This is a genomic window from Corallococcus sp. BB11-1 (genome assembly GCF_026626625.1).
GTDB classification, from domain to species: Bacteria; Myxococcota; Myxococcia; order Myxococcales; family Myxococcaceae; genus Corallococcus; species Corallococcus soli.
On sequence record NZ_JAPNJY010000004.1, the window covers coordinates 275109 to 290189 of the forward strand.

At 71.2% G+C, this 15081-nt stretch carries 11 protein-coding genes; 7 read left to right on the forward strand and 4 right to left on the reverse strand.

The window, feature by feature from the left end; genetic code table 11:
• Positions 1 to 161: 161 nt before the first annotated feature.
• The 4 genes from OV207_RS06635 to OV207_RS06650 all read left to right on the forward strand — a co-directional run bounded on the left by OV207_RS06635 (position 162) and on the right by OV207_RS06650 (position 5778).
• Complete coding sequence (locus OV207_RS06635) at positions 162 to 1958, forward strand: ABC transporter ATP-binding protein (protein WP_267553569.1); 1797 nt, start codon at positions 162 to 164, stop codon at positions 1956 to 1958.
• Positions 1955 to 3766: an ABC transporter ATP-binding protein gene (locus OV207_RS06640; protein ID WP_267553571.1), complete on the forward strand. Its 1812-nt coding sequence runs from the start codon at positions 1955 to 1957 to the stop codon at positions 3764 to 3766. Before OV207_RS06635 ends, OV207_RS06640 begins: the two co-directional genes overlap by 4 nt.
• A 288-nt stretch (positions 3767 to 4054) precedes the next feature.
• A complete protein-coding gene (locus tag OV207_RS06645; protein WP_193347032.1) occupies positions 4055 to 4843 on the forward strand; it encodes an SDR family NAD(P)-dependent oxidoreductase in 789 nt (262 codons plus the stop codon).
• A 56-nt stretch (positions 4844 to 4899) separates the two neighbouring features.
• On the forward strand, positions 4900 to 5778 hold the full coding sequence (locus tag OV207_RS06650) for an aldo/keto reductase (RefSeq protein ID WP_267553573.1): 879 nt from the start codon (positions 4900 to 4902) through the stop codon (positions 5776 to 5778).
• An 83-nt stretch (positions 5779 to 5861) separates the two neighbouring features.
• On the opposite strand, the gene OV207_RS06655 is transcribed toward OV207_RS06650, so the two are convergent.
• The 3 genes from OV207_RS06655 to OV207_RS06665 form a co-directional block, all read right to left on the reverse strand.
• A complete protein-coding gene (locus OV207_RS06655; protein WP_193347030.1) occupies positions 5862 to 6356 on the reverse strand; it encodes a nuclear transport factor 2 family protein in 495 nt (164 codons plus the stop codon).
• A 101-nt stretch (positions 6357 to 6457) separates the two neighbouring features.
• Positions 6458 to 7858, reverse strand: a complete 1401-nt coding sequence (locus OV207_RS06660) for an LETM1 domain-containing protein (protein ID WP_193347029.1) — start codon at positions 7856 to 7858, stop codon at positions 6458 to 6460.
• Between the two features lie 208 nt (positions 7859 to 8066).
• Positions 8067 to 8915: a metal-dependent hydrolase gene (locus tag OV207_RS06665; RefSeq protein ID WP_267553576.1), complete on the reverse strand. Its 849-nt coding sequence runs from the start codon at positions 8913 to 8915 to the stop codon at positions 8067 to 8069.
• 200 nt (positions 8916 to 9115) lie between these two features.
• Here OV207_RS06665 and OV207_RS06670 point away from each other — a divergent pair, with 200 nt between their 5' ends.
• The 3 genes from OV207_RS06670 to OV207_RS06680 are packed head-to-tail and all read left to right on the forward strand — an operon-like array spanning position 9116 to position 12559.
• On the forward strand, positions 9116 to 10966 hold the full coding sequence (locus OV207_RS06670; protein WP_267553578.1) for an HSP90 family protein: 1851 nt from the start codon (positions 9116 to 9118) through the stop codon (positions 10964 to 10966).
• A complete protein-coding gene (locus OV207_RS06675; protein WP_267553623.1) occupies positions 10963 to 12075 on the forward strand; it encodes a hypothetical protein in 1113 nt (370 codons plus the stop codon). The genes OV207_RS06670 and OV207_RS06675 overlap by 4 nt, the downstream gene beginning before the upstream one ends.
• A gap of 13 nt (positions 12076 to 12088) precedes the next feature.
• Positions 12089 to 12559 carry a DUF6714 family protein gene (locus tag OV207_RS06680; protein WP_267553580.1) on the forward strand — a complete coding sequence of 157 codons (471 nt, stop codon included), beginning with the start codon at positions 12089 to 12091 and terminating at the stop codon, positions 12557 to 12559.
• A gap of 145 nt (positions 12560 to 12704) precedes the next feature.
• Here OV207_RS06680 and OV207_RS06685 read toward each other — a convergent pair whose 3' ends face one another.
• Complete coding sequence (locus tag OV207_RS06685; protein ID WP_267553582.1) at positions 12705 to 15053, reverse strand: Tex family protein; 2349 nt, start codon at positions 15051 to 15053, stop codon at positions 12705 to 12707.
• Between the last annotated feature and the right edge of the window lie 28 nt (positions 15054 to 15081).

Below are 15081 nucleotides of genomic sequence, written 5' to 3' on the forward strand. Positions count from 1 at the left end.
GACGAACCGAAATCCGGCCGGCGACCTAACGGGGGCTGGCGCCTGGCGCAACCCTGTTCGCGCGGCCCCACGTCGCGCGTGTCGTGCTTGAAGCGGAGCAGGGGCCCGCCCATCATGCGCGCGCCCCCCGTGCCCTCGGCGGGGAGGCGGGGTCCCACCACGTGAGCACGTCCGCAGCACCCGCATCCGGCCGCCCCGCGGGAGGCCTCGCCGCCATCCTCCGGGCCCTGCGCTACCTGCGCCGCTACCGGCTGGAGTCGCTGGGGGCGCTGCTGTCGCTGCTGGTGGTGTCGGTGGCGAACCTGGGCGCCCCGCAGATGATCCGCATCGCCATCGACCAGGGGCTCGCGCGCGGGGAGCAGCGGCCGGTGTGGCTGGCGGTGGGGGGGCTCGTCGCCATCGCGCTGGGGCGGGGCCTGTTCAACTTCCTCCAGGGCTACCTGGCCGAGCGCGCGTCGCAGGGCGTGGCGTTCGACCTGCGCGACGCGCTCTTCGCGCGCATCCAGCGGCTCTCCTTCAGCTACTACGACCAGGCGCAGACGGGGCAGCTGCTCACGCGGCTGACCAGCGACGTGGAGGCGGTGCGCACCTTCGTGGGCAGCGGCGTGGTGCAGTTCGTGGCGTCGGCGGCGATGCTGGTGGGCTGCGCGGGGCTGCTGCTCTGGTTGGATCCGGTGCTGGCGCTGGCGGCGCTCGCGGCCGTGGCGCCCATCCTCTTCGTGCTGCGCTCGTTCGTGACGAAGATGCGGCCGCTGTTCGGCCAGCTCCAGGCGCTGCTGGGCACGCTCAACACCACGCTCCAGGAGGACCTGCGCGGGCTGCGCGTGGTGCGCGCCTTCTCCGCCGAGGCGCGGGAGCTGGCGCGCTACGGGGAGACGAACGCGAAGCTCCAGGCGCAGAACCTCAAGCTGGTGGACGCGGTGGCCAACAACTTCCCCTTCGTCACCTTCTTCTCCAACCTGGGGACGCTGATGGTGGTGGGCGTGGGCGGCTGGCGCATCTTCCACCAGCGGCTCACGCTGGGGGAGCTGGTGGCCTTCAACAGCTACCTGGCCTTCCTGTTGATGCCGCTGATGACGCTGGGCTTCCTCGCGTCCAGCCTGTCGCGGGCCAGCGCCTCCGCGCTGCGCGTCTTCGAGCTGCTCGACACGGCGGTGGAGGTGGCGGACCGCCCGGGCGCTGTGCCCCTGCCGCCGCTCCAGGGCCACATCGAGCTGCGCGACGTGCGCTTCCGCTACGCGGGCAGCGAGCGGGAGATCCTCCGCGGGGTGAGCGTGACGCTGGAGCCCGGGCAGCTCGTGGCGGTGCTGGGGACGACAGGCTCCGGCAAGAGCACGCTCATCAACCTGCTGCCGCGCTTCTACGACGTCACCGGGGGCGCGGTGCTGCTGGACGGGCACGACGTGCGGGACGTGACGCTCGCGAGCCTGCGCTCGCAGATGGGCGTGGTGTTGCAGGACGCGCTGCTGTTCTCCGGCACGGTGCGCGACAACATCGCCTACGGCCACCCGGACGCGACGCAGGCGCAGGTGGAGGCCGCGGCGGAGGCGGCGCAGGCGGCGGAGTTCATCCGCGCGCTGCCCCAGGGCTACGACACGGTGGTGGGCGAGCGGGGCGTGGGGCTGTCCGGCGGCCAGCGGCAGCGGCTGGCCATCGCGAGGGCGCTGCTCACGGACCCGCGCCTGCTCATCCTGGACGACAGCACGTCGGCGGTGGACGCGCGGACGGAGGAGGCCATCCAGGGCGCGCTGGACACGCTGATGCGGGACAAGCGCAGGACGGCGCTGGTCATCGCCCAGCGCATCAGCACCGTGCGGGACGCGGACCTGGTCCTCGTGCTGGACGAGGGGCGCATCGTCGCGAAGGGGCGGCATGAGGAGCTGAGGGCCTCAAGCGAGCTGTACAACGACATCCTCGGCTCGCAGCTCCAGCCCGCGTCCCAGGAAGGTGCCGCGTGAGGCGGCCGGGAGGCACCGGGTCGCTGGCGGAGCTGGAGGCCGGGCGGGCCCAGCAGCGCGGGAGGGTGTTGCGGCGGCTGCTGGGGGAGCTGCGTCCGCACGCGCGCCTGATGGGCGTGGCGCTGGGGTTCATCCTGGTGGGCGCGGTGTGCCAGGCGGTGGGGCCGTACCTGGTGAGCCGGGCCATCGACCACGACATCGGTTCGGGGGATGGGCGCGGGCTCGCCCAGACGCTGGCGGCGCTGCTCGTCGTCTACGCGGTGGGCGCGCTGGTGCAGCGGGCGCAGACGTGGCGCGTGGGCCACACCGGGCAGAAGGTGCTGGCGGAGCTGAGGCGGCGCCTCTTCGAGCGGCTCCAGCACCTGCCGCTGTCCTGGTTCGACCGCCGGCCCCTGGGCGACCTGATGAGCCGCCTGCTCAGCGACGTGGACACGCTCAACCAGCTCTTCGCGCAGGGGCTGACGCAGTTGCTGGGGGCGGTGCTGGGGCTCGTGGGCGTGCTCACCGCGATGCTGGTGCTCAACGCGCGGCTCGCGCTGGCGTGCTTCTCCCTCATCCCCGTCATCGTGGTGACGACGTGGTTCTTCGCGTCGCGGGCGCGCGAGGCCTACCGCAAGACGCGCCAGACGGTGGGCGACGTGACGGCCAACCTCCAGGAGGAGATTGGAGGCGTGCGGCAGGCGCAGGCGTTCAACCGCACGGAGAAGAACATCGAGCGCTTCCGGGACCGCAACGCGGCCAACCGCGACGCGAACGTGGCGGCGGTGGGCATCACCTCCGCGTTCTCACCGGCCATCGACCTGCTGTCCACGCTCTCCACCGCGCTGGTCATCGGCTACGGCGGCGCGCTGGTGCTGGACGGGCGGCTCACGGTGGGGGGCGTGGCCGCGTTCCTCATCTACGTGCAGCAGTTCTTCCGGCCGGTGCAGCTGGCCGCGTCGGTGGCCACGCTGATGCAGTCCGCGCTGGCGGGGGCGGAGCGCATCTTCGGCATCCTGGACGAGCCCCCGGAGCCGCCGGACGCGGCGGGGGCGGTGGAGCTGGGGCCGCTCAAGGGCCAGGTGGTGTTCGAGGGGGTCTCCTTCGGCTACGACCCGGAGCGCCCCGTGCTGCGCGACGTGTCCTTCCGCCTGGAGCCCGGCCAGACGCTGGCGCTGGTGGGCCGCACGGGCGCGGGCAAGACGACGGTGGCGAGCCTGGTCCCCCGCTTCTACGACGCGACGGGGGGCACGGTGCGCGTCGACGGAGAGGACGTGCGGCAGGTGACGCGCGCGAGCCTCCGCCGGCAGATGGCCATGGTGCTCCAGGAGCCCTTCCTCTTCAGCGGGAAGGTGGCGGACAACATCGCCTATGGAAAGCCGGGCGCCACCCGCGAGGACGTGGAGGCCGCGGCGAAGGCGGTGCACGCGCACGACTTCATCACCCGGCTGCCGCAGGGCTACGACAGCGTGATTGGCGAAGGCGGCGCGACGCTCAGCCAGGGCCAGCGACAGCTGCTCGCGTTCGCGCGCGCGGTCATCGCGGAGCCCCGGGTGCTCATCCTCGACGAGGCGACGGCCAACATCGACACGCGCACGGAGGCGCTCATCCAGCTCGCGCTGGGGCGGCTGCTGTCGGGCAGGACGAGCATCGTCATCGCGCACCGGCTCAACACCATCCGCCACGCGGACCTCATCCTGGTGCTGGAGCATGGAGCGGTCGTCGAGCGGGGCACCCATGAGGAGCTGCTCGCGAAGGGGGGCCTGTACGCGGACCTCCACCAGCAGCAGTTCCGCGACACGCCCGGGCCGACCCAGGCGATGGGCTGAAGCCGCGCGGGCCTCTCATCCAGCGGCCCCACGGCATGCGGGGCCGTCCGGGGCGACATGCCGCTGTGCTGCCCCCCGCCAATGGGTTGGCGCTGCGTGGTGAAGCCGACGCATGTGCGCGGAGAAGACACGGGCGGGTTGCGCGCACGCCCTGCCTCCGTTACCTGGCGGGCAGGGGTGCGGCCCCGGGAGCACCGGGGCCCGTGCGCTTCGCGGAGGCGGTCGCCGTCTCCAGCATTCATCTCAGCGGGGGCGCGGCTTCCGCCTCCACTTCCCCAGGGAGCAGGCATGGCAGGCAGTCGAGGGACCGCGTTGGTGACGGGCACGTCCGCGGGAATCGGAGAGGTGTACGCGCGGCGGCTGGCGGCGCTGGGGCATGACCTGGTCCTCGTCGCCCGTCGGGAGGAGCGGCTTCAAGCGCTCGCGGAGAAACTCACGGCGGCGCACGGCATCCGAGCGGAGGTGCTGCGAGCGGACCTCACGAAGGATGCGGACATCCACCGGGTGGCCGGGCGCGCGGCGGGCGAGGACATCTCGCTCGTCATCAACAACGCGGGCGTGGGTGGCTACGGCCCCTTCGCGCAGGTGGAGCCCGCGGTGCTGGAGGGCCTCACGCAGCTGCACATCCTGGCGCCCCTGCTGGCCACCCGGGCGGCGCTGCCGGGCATGCTGGCGCGAGGCCGGGGCGCGGTCATCAACGTCGCCTCCCTGCTCGCCTTCTCCGGCGCCCTGCCTCCGGTCCCCCTGCCCCACCGGGCCACGTATGCGGGAGCGAAGGCGTTCCTCGTCCACTTCACGCGCACGCTCGCGGGGGAGCTGCGCGGCACGCCGGTGCGCGCGCAGGTCGTCTGCCCGGGAATGACCTCCACCGAATTCAACGGCGGCTATGTCGGCGCGATGCCGCCGGAGGACGTCGTCACCGCCTCGCTGCTGGCGCTGGAGCGCGGTGAGACGGTCTGCGTGCCCGGACTGGAGGCCGAGGAGGCGCTCGCGGTCCTGGAGCAGGCCGAGGCTGGCATGTTCCGAGGCAACAAGAACACCCTCGCCGGGCGCTACCGGGTCCCCGGCGGGAGCTGACGCAGCCCCGCTTCATTTCACCGAAGAACAACGAGCACCCGTCAGGAGGAAGCACCATGAGCGGCACTTCAACGCGTCCCGTGGAGAAGAGTGGCACCTTCAAGCTGGGCGGCGACCTGCCCGTCCACCGCCTGGGCTACGGCGCCATGCAGCTCACCGGCCCCGGCATCTGGGGCCCGCCCAAGGACCGGGCGGAGGCGGTGCGCGTGCTGCGGCGCGCGCTGGAGCTGGGCGTGGACTTCATCGACACGGCGGACTCCTACGGGCCCTACTACAGCGAGGAGATCATCGCGGAGGCCCTGCACCCGTACGCGAAGGGCGTGGTGGTGGCGACCAAGGCGGGCCTGGTGCGCACGGGCCCCAATGAGTGGCACCCGGTGGGCGCGCCCAAGTACCTGCGCCAGGAGCTTGAGCTGTCGCTGCGCCGGCTGAAGCTGGAGCGCATCGACCTGTACCAGTTGCACCGCATCGACCCGAAGGTCCCGGTGGAGGAGTCGCTGGGCGAGCTGAAGGCGCTCCAGAAGGAAGGGAAGATTCGCCACATCGGCCTGTCGGAGGTGTCGGTCGCGGAGATTGAGCAGGCGCGCAAGGTGGTGGACATCGTGTCGGTGCAGAACCGCTACAACCTGACCGACCGCGTGCACGAGAAGGTGCTGGACTACTGCGAGAAGGAGAAGCTGGGCTTCATCCCCTGGTTCCCCCTGGCGACGGGTGGGCTGGCGAAGCCGGGCGGGACGCTCGACTCGGTGGCGAAGAAGCACAACGCCACGCCCTCCCAGATTGCCCTCGCGTGGCTGCTGGAGCGCTCGCCGGTGATGCTGCCCATCCCGGGCACGTCCTCCGTGAAGCACCTGGAGGAGAACCTGGCCGGCGCGGAGCTGAAGCTCGGCAAGGAAGAGCTGGCCGCCGTGGACGCGCAGGCGTCGGGCCGCTGACGCCTGAGCGCGCCACGCCGCACCCCAGTGGCTCCTGCGCGCTTGCGGGAGCCACCAGGGGCGCTGGCGCCATTCCCGCCGCTTCAGCCCAGCCGCTTGCCCTTCAACAACTCCAGCCCCAGGGCGTTGCCGCGGTGGTGGATGGGGTCCAGCGAGTACCGGGCGATCTTCCACCCCTCGTCCGTCTTCACCATCCCGAAGGTGTTGCGCGCGACGAGGGTCCACTCCTGCGTGGCCCCGCCCAGCGTGAAGTAGTGGGACACCTCCGAGTACGCCAGCGCCGTCGCCTGCGTCTCACCCTCGAAGCGGATGCGCACCGTCGTCGCCGTGGCGTGCTGCGTCCGCTGGAACGGGAGCAGTGAGCCCCGGGCGAACTCCGCCAGGTGCTCGCGCGGCAGCGTGATGGGCTCGCCGCCCATCACGCGCGTGAGGTCCGCCGTCACTTCCGGCGCGAAGATGCTCGCCCAGTGGCTCCAGTCCCCGGAGTCCCGGCAGGCGTCGAGCGACTGCCCGTACTCCGCCACCAGGTCCTGGATGGCAATCCAATCCGACATCCGCCGCGTGTCCATGTCTGTCATGGCCCGCACCCTTCCACCCTCCGCGTCACTCCCGCAAGACGCGGCCTCCCTTCCTCCGACGGAAGGTCCCGGGAGCGCGCCAGCTCCGCGCGCGAGGCGCCCTACCCCACCTCGCGCTCGGCGGTGTCCTCGCCGTCGGTGTCCATGTCCACCACGGCGGGGACCTCCTGGAAGGCGCTGGGCAGCAGGCTGAAGGGCAGCACCTTCGCCAGGGCCGCCAGCAGCAGGATGCCTCCGGGCGCGGCGAAGATGGCGAGCGCGGGGATGGCCTTCGCCACGTCGATGAGCTGGGCGCGCATGCGCTGGCGCTCGTCGGCGGTGAGCTTCTGGCGCCGCGCCGCCTTGGTGAGCAGCACCGCCAGGTCGCCCGTCTCGCGGGCCTCCTGCATCAGCCGGTGGAAGTTCTTCTCCAGCGTCTCCTGCATGCCGGTGATGAGGTCCTCGCCCATGGCGCCCGCCGCGTCCGACACGGTGAAGACATCCACCAGCGAGCGGTGCCGCGCGTAGAACTCCGCCATCTCCAATTCCAGACGCCGCAGCTCCGCCTGGGGCACGTGCAGCGCGCCCGCCAGCGTGTCGATGAAGGCCCGCTCCCGCCGCGTCCGCCGGCCGTCCACCAGGGCCGCCAGCAGCGTCTGCTCCAGCAGCAGGTGGCGCATGTCCACGCTGCGCACCTTGCGCACCACGTCCCGCACGTCGCGCTTGCGCTCGAAGGACTGCCGCACCGCGGCCTTCACCTCGCCCTCCAGCGCGTGCGGCAGACGAAGCCCCTCCACCTGCCGGAGGATGGCGCGGCGCGCGGGGAGCCCCGGCTCGCGGTCCACGCACGCCAGCGCGGTGAGCACGTCCACCAGCAGCGCCTTCTGCCGCGCCGCGAAGTCCAGCCGCCGCTCCGCCACCACCCGCGACAGCCGTCCCCGGGAGAACAGGTCGATGGCCTGCCGGCAGAACAACTGCGCGTCCGCGTACTGCGCGCCGTTGTGCAGCACCAGGCCGTACACCGGATCCCCGGCCAGCGACGGCGCCCGCTTGTCGAGCGCGTCCTCCACGCGCCCCACCAGCCGCCGGGGCACTGGCAGCCCGGCCGCCAGCCGCGCGTCCAGCGCCTGCGCCAGGTCCAGCTCGCCCGCGAGCACCGCGAAGAGCACCAGCAGCTGCTCCGCGCGGGGGCCCTCCGGCGCGTCCATCACCCGCGCCAGGTCCAGCGCCATGCGCGCCAGCGTGCGCACCACGGCGTGGAACAGCTCGTGCTCCACCGCGCGCGCCGGGACGTCGAAGGGCTCCACCCCATCCACCGGCGAAGGCAGCGGCACGGGCGTGCCGTAGACCAGACCGGAGGCCCGCAGCGTGCGGCGCAGCAAGGCCCGGCCCCGGGCGCGGCCGGACGCGGGGGGGGACACGGCGGGGGGCACCTCCGGACCGGGGGCGCGCGCATGCGCGGCGACCACGTCCGCCAGGAGCGTGGCCAGCCAGGTCCCCCGTCCGAAAACCAGCACCGCCACCGGCACACCCCACGAGACGCGCGGCCGGACCCCTCCGGTGCGCGATGAGGCGGGGAATAACCCAGTCGCATTCGGGACGCCACCCGACCCCGGTCGGCGGTGCACGTCCTCCAGCGGAAGGAGGTGATGGGGCAGGGAAGCAACGCGCCCGGCCATCGGCGTCGATGGACGGGCGCGGGGATTCCGCCAGAGCGGACGCGGCGGAGGACTACAGGGCGGTGGCCTTGCCGGGCTCCAGGGAGAGCACCTTGGCGGTGCCCCGGCCCTTCTTCACGGCGGCGGTGAGCGCGTCCGGCGTGCCGGTGAGGGCGGGGAAGGTGCCGTAGTGCATGGGCACCACGGACTTCACCTTGAGCAGCTTCGCGGCAACAGCCGCCTGGGCGGGGTCCATGGTGAACACGCCACCAATGGGGAGCATGGCCACGGTGGGCTTGAACTGCTCGGCGATGAGGGCCATGGACTGGAAGGCCCCCGTGTCACCCGAGTGGTACAGCGTGGGGCCGTTGGCGATTTCGATGACGAAGCCCAGGGCCGCGCCGGAGTAGTGCGCCGGGGCCTTGGGGTCCGCCTGATAGCTGCTGGAGTGCACCGCCTCCACGAGGTGGAGGGTGGCGTCCTTCACCTGGAAGGTGCCGCCCACATTGCCCACCATGCCCTGCGCCTCCGGAAGGGCCAGCAGCGTCACCAGCTCAAAGGAGCCGAACACCTTCGCGTTCGTCTTCTGGGCCAGGGCCTTCGCCTCGCCCACGTGGTCGAAGTGGCCGTGGGAGACGAGGATGGCGTCCACCGCCTCCGGCCAGGTCGCGCCCTGGGGCGCCTTGGGGTTGGTGAACCACGGGTCGATGGCGATGACCGCGCCGCCCGGCGTCTTCACCACGAACGCGGCGTGGCCCCACCACGTCACCTCCGTCTTGCCCGCGGTCGCCTTGGCAGCGGCCTTGCCCGCCGGGGCCGCCGCCTTGGGGGCCGCCGGGGTCGTCGGCGTGCCCTGCGCGAACGCCGCGCCCGTGACACCCAGCACCGCGCCCACCACCACTGCCTTCAGCTTGGTCCGCATCGTTGTCTGCTCCAGGAGGGAGGAAAGGGACGACATGTCGCCGTGCCGCCAGGGAGGCGCCACACGGCCGGGCGCCACATAGCACCCTCCGAGGGGGCAGGAAGGGGCTGGCGTGTCCGGCCGCCCCCAGCAGGACAGAAGCGTTGGCCGGGGGATTGCGGCCCCGGGGGCGGGGCCCGCGCGCTACGCTCGATTCCAGCGTGGACCATCGATTCCAAGTCAGCCTCCGCGGGGTCATCGACCTCCTGTCCCACCACCTGTACAGCTCGCCGGGGGTCTACGTGCGGGAGCTGCTCCAGAACGCCACGGACGCGCTGCGCGCCCGGCAGCAGCTGGAGCCCGGGGCCTCCGGTTCGGTGAGGCTGGAGCTGCGGGAGAAGCAGGACGGCGGGCCCCCCACCCTGCTCTTCACCGACGAGGGCGTGGGCCTGACGGAGGAGGAGATCCACCGCTTCCTCGCGACCATCGGCGAGTCCTCCAAGCGCGAGGTGCTGGAGGCGCGGAGGAACGACTTCATCGGCCAGTTCGGCATCGGCCTGCTGTCGTGCTTCACGGTGTGTGACGAGCTGCTGGTGGTGACGCGCTCGGCGAAGGGGGATGGACGCACGCTGGAGTGGCGGGGCCGGCATGACGGCACCTACGGCGTGCGCGTCTCCGAACACCCGCTGGACGCGCCCGGCACGCACGTCTACCTGGTGGCCCGCGCGGACATGGCGGAGTGGTTCGCGCCGGAGCGGGTGCGGCAGCTCGCGCTCCACTACGGCGGCCTGCTGCCCTTCCCCGTCCACTTCACCGTGGGAGGAACGACGGAGCAGCTCAACCTGGACGGCCCGCCCTGGCGCCGCCTGTATGAGACGGCGGGCGACAAGCGGCAGGCGCTGCTCGCGTACGGGCGCGAGGTGTTCGGCACGGACTTCCTGGATGTGATTCCGCTGCGTTCGGAGGCGGGGGACGTGGACGGGGTGGCGTTCGTGCTGCCGGCGTCGCCGCACTTCAATGCCAAACAGAAGCACCGCGTGTACCTGAAGCACATGCTCCTGGCGGAGAACGCGGAGAACCTGCTGCCGGAGTGGGCCTTCTTCGTGAAGTGCGTGGTGAACGCGAACGGGCTGCGGCCCACCGCGAGCCGCGAGTCCTTCTACGAGGACGCGGTGCTGTCGCGGGCGCGCGAGGCCCTGGGACAGTCCCTGCGCAAGTACCTGATGGACCTGGCGCGCGAGGAGCCCCGGGCATTGCAGCGGTTGATCGCGCTGCATGGCCTGTCGGTGAAGGGGCTGGCGCTGGACGACGACGACTTCTACCGGCTGGTCATCGACTGGCTGCCCTTCGAGACGTCGCTGGGGATGATGACGCTGGCGGACTACCGACGTTCGTGGCCGGTGGTGCGCTACACGCCGACGATGGATGGGTTCCGGCAGGTGGCGCGGGTGGCGGCGGCGCAGGGGCTGTGCGTGCTGAACGCGGCGTACACGCATGACACGGCGCTGCTGGAGAAGCTGCCGCAGGTGGTGCCGGACGCGCAGGTGGCGCCCTTCTCGTCGGCGGACCTGCCGCAGACGTTCGAGGAGCTGACGCTGGACGAGCGCGAGGCCATCTACCCGTTGTTGCGCCTGGCAGAAGGGGTGTTGGCGCCGTTCCGCTGCGGGGTGGAGGTGAAGAAGTTCTTCCCGGCGGAGGTGCCCACGCTCTACAGCTCGGACGCGGAAGGGGCGTTCCGGCGGGACGCGGAGCGGGCGCGCGAGGAGTCGGACGACCTGTACGCGGGCGTGCTGGATGGGGTGATGACGGGGGTGGGCGGCGGGGAGCGGGCGCAGCTGTGCCTCAACCTGCACAACCCCGTGGTGCGCAGGCTCGCGGCGGTGGAAAGCCGGGAGCTGCTGAAGCTGTCGGTGGAGATGCTCTACGTGCAGGCGTTGCTCCTGGGGCAGCACCCGCTGAACGCGCAGGAGATGGCGCTGTTGAACCACGGCCTCCTGGGGCTCATCGCGGCGCGGCTGGATGAAGGTGGTGGGAGTGGTTCGTCCGGGTCGGGTTCGCGGGGGATGCACTGATGGGGGACTGGCGCCAGCAGGTGGAGGCGTTGCGCGAGCGAGCGGAAGAACTGCCCGAGGGCGACGCCAAGGTGCGCACGATGGAGGAGGCCGTGCGGCTGGCGGACACGCACGGGGACGTGCCGCTGGGGTACGCGCTGCGCGACGGGCTCATCGACGCGGCGACCTTCGGCGGGTTCCCGGACAAGGCGCTGGTGGCGTTCGCGTGGTGCCGGGGGCAGCAGAAGAAGGACCCGCAGCGGTTCGACCCGGAGGACATGCTCTGGAAGCAGAAGTGGGTGGTGGGGCGGCTGGACGAGTTCCCGCACATCAGCCGCAAGCAGATCTCCGACGCGCTGGATGACGTGGAGCAGAGCTTCGCGAAGCTGGATGCGGGCCGACGGGCGGCGCTGAAGCTGCGCTACCAGATGGCTCGGGACATGGGGGACACCGCCGAGGCGGAGCGCCTGTGGGAGGCGTGGCTGGTGGCGCCACGGGACCACCTGACGGACTGCCGTGTCTGTGAATTGGACGACGAGCTGGACCACCACGTGGACCGGGGGGAGTGGGAGCAGGCCATCAAGAAGGCCAAGCCCATCCTGGACGGGCGTCAGTCCTGCGCGGAGATCCCGCACCTGACGCTGGGCACGCTGCTGTATCCGTTCTTCAAGCTGGAGCGGATGGAGGAGGCGCGGGCCTGCCACGTGCGCGGCTACGCGATGGTGGCGAAGAACCGCGAGTTCCTGGCCACGGTGGGCGAGCACCTGGAGTTCCTGGCGCTGACGGGCAACCTGTCGCGCGGGCTGACGCTGCTGGAGAAGCACCTGGGCTGGGCGTTGGATCACGCCAGCCACCGCGACCGGTTCACCTTCTACGCGGCGGGGTCGTTCCTGCTGGGACAGGTGACCCAGGACGGCCGGGAGGAAGTGAGCCTGCGTCTGCCCCAGGCGTTCCCGCTGCACGCGGTGGACGGCGGGTACGCGACGCGGGCGCTGCGGGACTGGATGGAGACGCAGGCGCGCGACATCGCGGCGCGGTTCGATGCTCGCAATGGGACGGCGCGGTTCACGGAGTTGCTGGCGCGCAATGAAGTGCTGGCGAAGGAGGCGCGGCTGTTTCCGTTGGATTGAGCTGGGCCCATCAATGAGTGCGCAAGAAGCCTTGCTCCGACAGCAGATCGAGGATGCCTTCTCGGATGTGCCCCGTCCCGATGACAGCTGCATCGCTTATGCACCGGAAGCCTGGGAGACAGCAGAACTCAGCAGGGATTTCCGAGGCATGCACTGGAAGGATGTTCCAGCGCAACGGATCCGTCAGCATGCGGCGCATCTGTCGCTGCTCAGTCCAGAGGCGCTTCACTACTACCTTCCAGCCTATCTGCTGGCAGCGCTCACGGACCCCGACGTCCGCGACTTCCTTCTGTCTCAATTGAGCATCCCGGATGAATCACACCCGGAGCTGCGAACCCACTTCAAGAGTCGGTTCGACACCCTTCCTCCCCAACAGAGGAACGTGGTCCAAACGTTCTTGCGGAGGATGCGAGACGAAGCATCAGGGCCTATCGCACGTCGGCATTGGTCCCAGGCACTGGAGACCTATTGGGACACATTCTGAACTCAGGGTGATTCAGTGAAGCCATGCTCGCTGTCGAGCCATCCCACCGCGAGCAGCGACTCTTCCCACCGGCCAAAGCAGGAGCACGGGGAGAGAGCCTGGAAGTACGCCATGTCGATCTCCACTCCGCCGGAACGGTGCTCCGTCAGCGCTTGAGCTTCGAGAACGGATTGTTGAACGGCTCCGGCTTCTTCTGCGCCGGAGCCTGACTCCCCTGCTGTGCCGGAGGCCGCTGCCCACCGCCCTGCGGCCGTGAAGGACCACCACTGCCCGGACGCTCCGTCATCCGTCCCTGCCCCGTGGCTCCGCCCACCGCGGGCCGCCCGGACGCCTGCGGCGTTCCACCTTCCTGCAGCGCCTTCACGGACAACGCCAGACGCTTGCGAGCCAGGTCCACGCTCAGCACCTTCACCGTCAGCCGGTCGCCCACCTTCGCCGCCTCCGACGCGTCCTTGATGAAGCGCGTGGACAGCTGCGACACATGCACCAACCCGTCCTGATGCACCCCCACGTCCACGAACGCTCCAAACGCCGTCACGTTCGTCACCGTGCCCTGCAACACCATCCCCTCCTTCACGTCCTCCAGCGAGCGCAGGTCATCCCGCGTCGCGTGCGCCGTGAAGTCGCCTCGGGGGTCGCGGCTCGGCTTCTCCAGCTCCGCCAGGATGTCCTTCAGCGTCAGCTCCCCCAGCTCCGGCCCCAGGTAGCGCTTCGCATCAATCTTGCGAACCAGCTCGGCGTTGCCCACCAGCGAGCCCACGTCCACGCCCAGGTCCTTCGCCATCCGCTCCACCACGGAGTAGCGCTCCGGGTGCACCGCGCTCGAATCCAGCGGCTCCGGCCCGCGCACGCGCAGGAAGCCCGCCGCCTGCTCGAACGTCTTCGGCCCCAGGCCGCTCACCTTCAGCAGCTCCCGCCGCGTGGTGAAGCGCCCCTTCGCCGCGCGGTGCGCCACCAGCTTCTTCGCCAGCGACGGCCCCACGCCGGACACGTGCTCCAACAACTGCGGTGACGCCGTGTTCACGTCCACGCCCACCGCGTTCACGCACGAGTCCACCACCTCGCCCAGCTTCTTCTTGAGCAGGCCCTGGTCCACGTCGTGCTGGTACTGCCCCACGCCGATGCTCTTCGGGTCGATCTTCACCAGCTCCGCCAGCGGATCCTGCAACCGCCGGCCAATCGACACCGCGCCGCGCAGCGACACGTCCAGCTCCGGGAACTCCTCTCGCGCCACCTCCGACGCGGAGTAGATGGACGCGCCCTGCTCGCTCACCGACACCACCGGAATCTGGAGGCCCAGCGCCTTCAGCGTGTCCCGCGTGAAGATTTCAGCCTCCCGGCTGCCCGTGCCGTTGCCCACGGCGATGAGCTCCGGCTTGTGCTTGCGCACCACCGCCTCCAGCAACTTCGCCGCCCGGGCCCGCTCGTCCGCGCTGCGCTCCGAGTACAGCGTCGTCGTCTCCACCACCGTCCCCGTCACGTCCATCATCGCCAGCTTGATGCCCGTGCGAAGCCCCGGGTCCAACGCCAGCACCGCGCGCGCGCCCGCCGGTGCCGTCAGCAGCAGGTGCCGCAGGTTCTCACCGAACACCCCGATGGCGCCCTTGTCCGCGCGCTCCTTCAGCTCCGCGCGCAGCTCCGACTCCAGCGACGGCCCCATCAGCCGCTCCCACCCATCCTCCACCGCCGCGCGCAGCTCTCCCGCGAACAGCGACTGCGGCCGGGTCACCACGCGCCCCGTGAAGAGCCCCTTCACCTCGTCGTCCGGCAGGCCGAGCTTCACCTTCAGCACGCCCTCCTCCTCCCCGCGCAACAGCGCCAGCACGCGGTGGGACGGGGCCTGGGACAGCGGCTCCTCGTGGCCGTAGTAGTTCTCGAACTTGGTCGTCTCGCCCTTCTTCGACGGCACCACGTCCGAGCGCAGCGTGCCCCGCCGCGTGCACAGGTCGCGGGCCTCGCGGCGCAGCTTCGCGTCCTCCGCCACGCGCTCGGCGCAGATGTCGCGGGCTCCCGCCAGCGCGGCGGCCACGTCCGCGACGCCCTTCTCCGCGTCCAGGTAGGGCTTCACGCGCGCGTCCACGTTCTCCCCGCGCTGCCCCTCCTGCTTCCACACGAGGTCCGCCAGCGGCTCCAGCCCCTTCTCCCGGGCGATGGCCGCGCGCGTGCGCCGCTTGGGCTTGTACGGCAGGTACAGGTCCTCCAGTTCCGCGCGGGTGCGCGCCGCCTGGAGCGCCTTGGACAGCTCCGGCGTCAGCTTCCCCTGCTCCTCGATGCTGCGCAGGATGGTGTCGCGCCGCCCATCCAGCTCCGCGCGCTCCGACGAGCGGTCCAGGATGGCCTGGATCTGGACCTCATCCAGGCCCCCCGTGGCCTCCTTGCGGTAGCGCGCGATGAAGGGGACCGTGCCCCCCTCCTCGTGCAACGCGAGGGTCCGGTCCACCTGCTCCGGCTTGATGCCCAGCTCCTGGGCCAACGCGGCGGCATAGACGTGCATGGGCCCGTCTATACCCCGGTCCGCCCGC

What these genes read in the sequence shown, in the direction of transcription:
- OV207_RS06685 (WP_267553582.1), bottom strand. Translation starts at nt 15,053, where the DNA reads ATGCACGTCTATGCCGCCGCGTTGGCCCAGGAGCTGGGCATCAAGCCG.
- OV207_RS06650 (WP_267553573.1), top strand. Translation starts at nt 4,900, where the DNA reads ATGAGCGGCACTTCAACGCGTCCCGTGGAGAAGAGTGGCACCTTCAAG.
- OV207_RS06645 (WP_193347032.1), top strand. Translation starts at nt 4,055, where the DNA reads ATGGCAGGCAGTCGAGGGACCGCGTTGGTGACGGGCACGTCCGCGGGA.
- OV207_RS06680 (WP_267553580.1), top strand. Translation starts at nt 12,089, where the DNA reads ATGAGTGCGCAAGAAGCCTTGCTCCGACAGCAGATCGAGGATGCCTTC.
- OV207_RS06655 (WP_193347030.1), bottom strand. Translation starts at nt 6,356, where the DNA reads ATGACAGACATGGACACGCGGCGGATGTCGGATTGGATTGCCATCCAG.
- OV207_RS06665 (WP_267553576.1), bottom strand. Translation starts at nt 8,915, where the DNA reads ATGCGGACCAAGCTGAAGGCAGTGGTGGTGGGCGCGGTGCTGGGTGTC.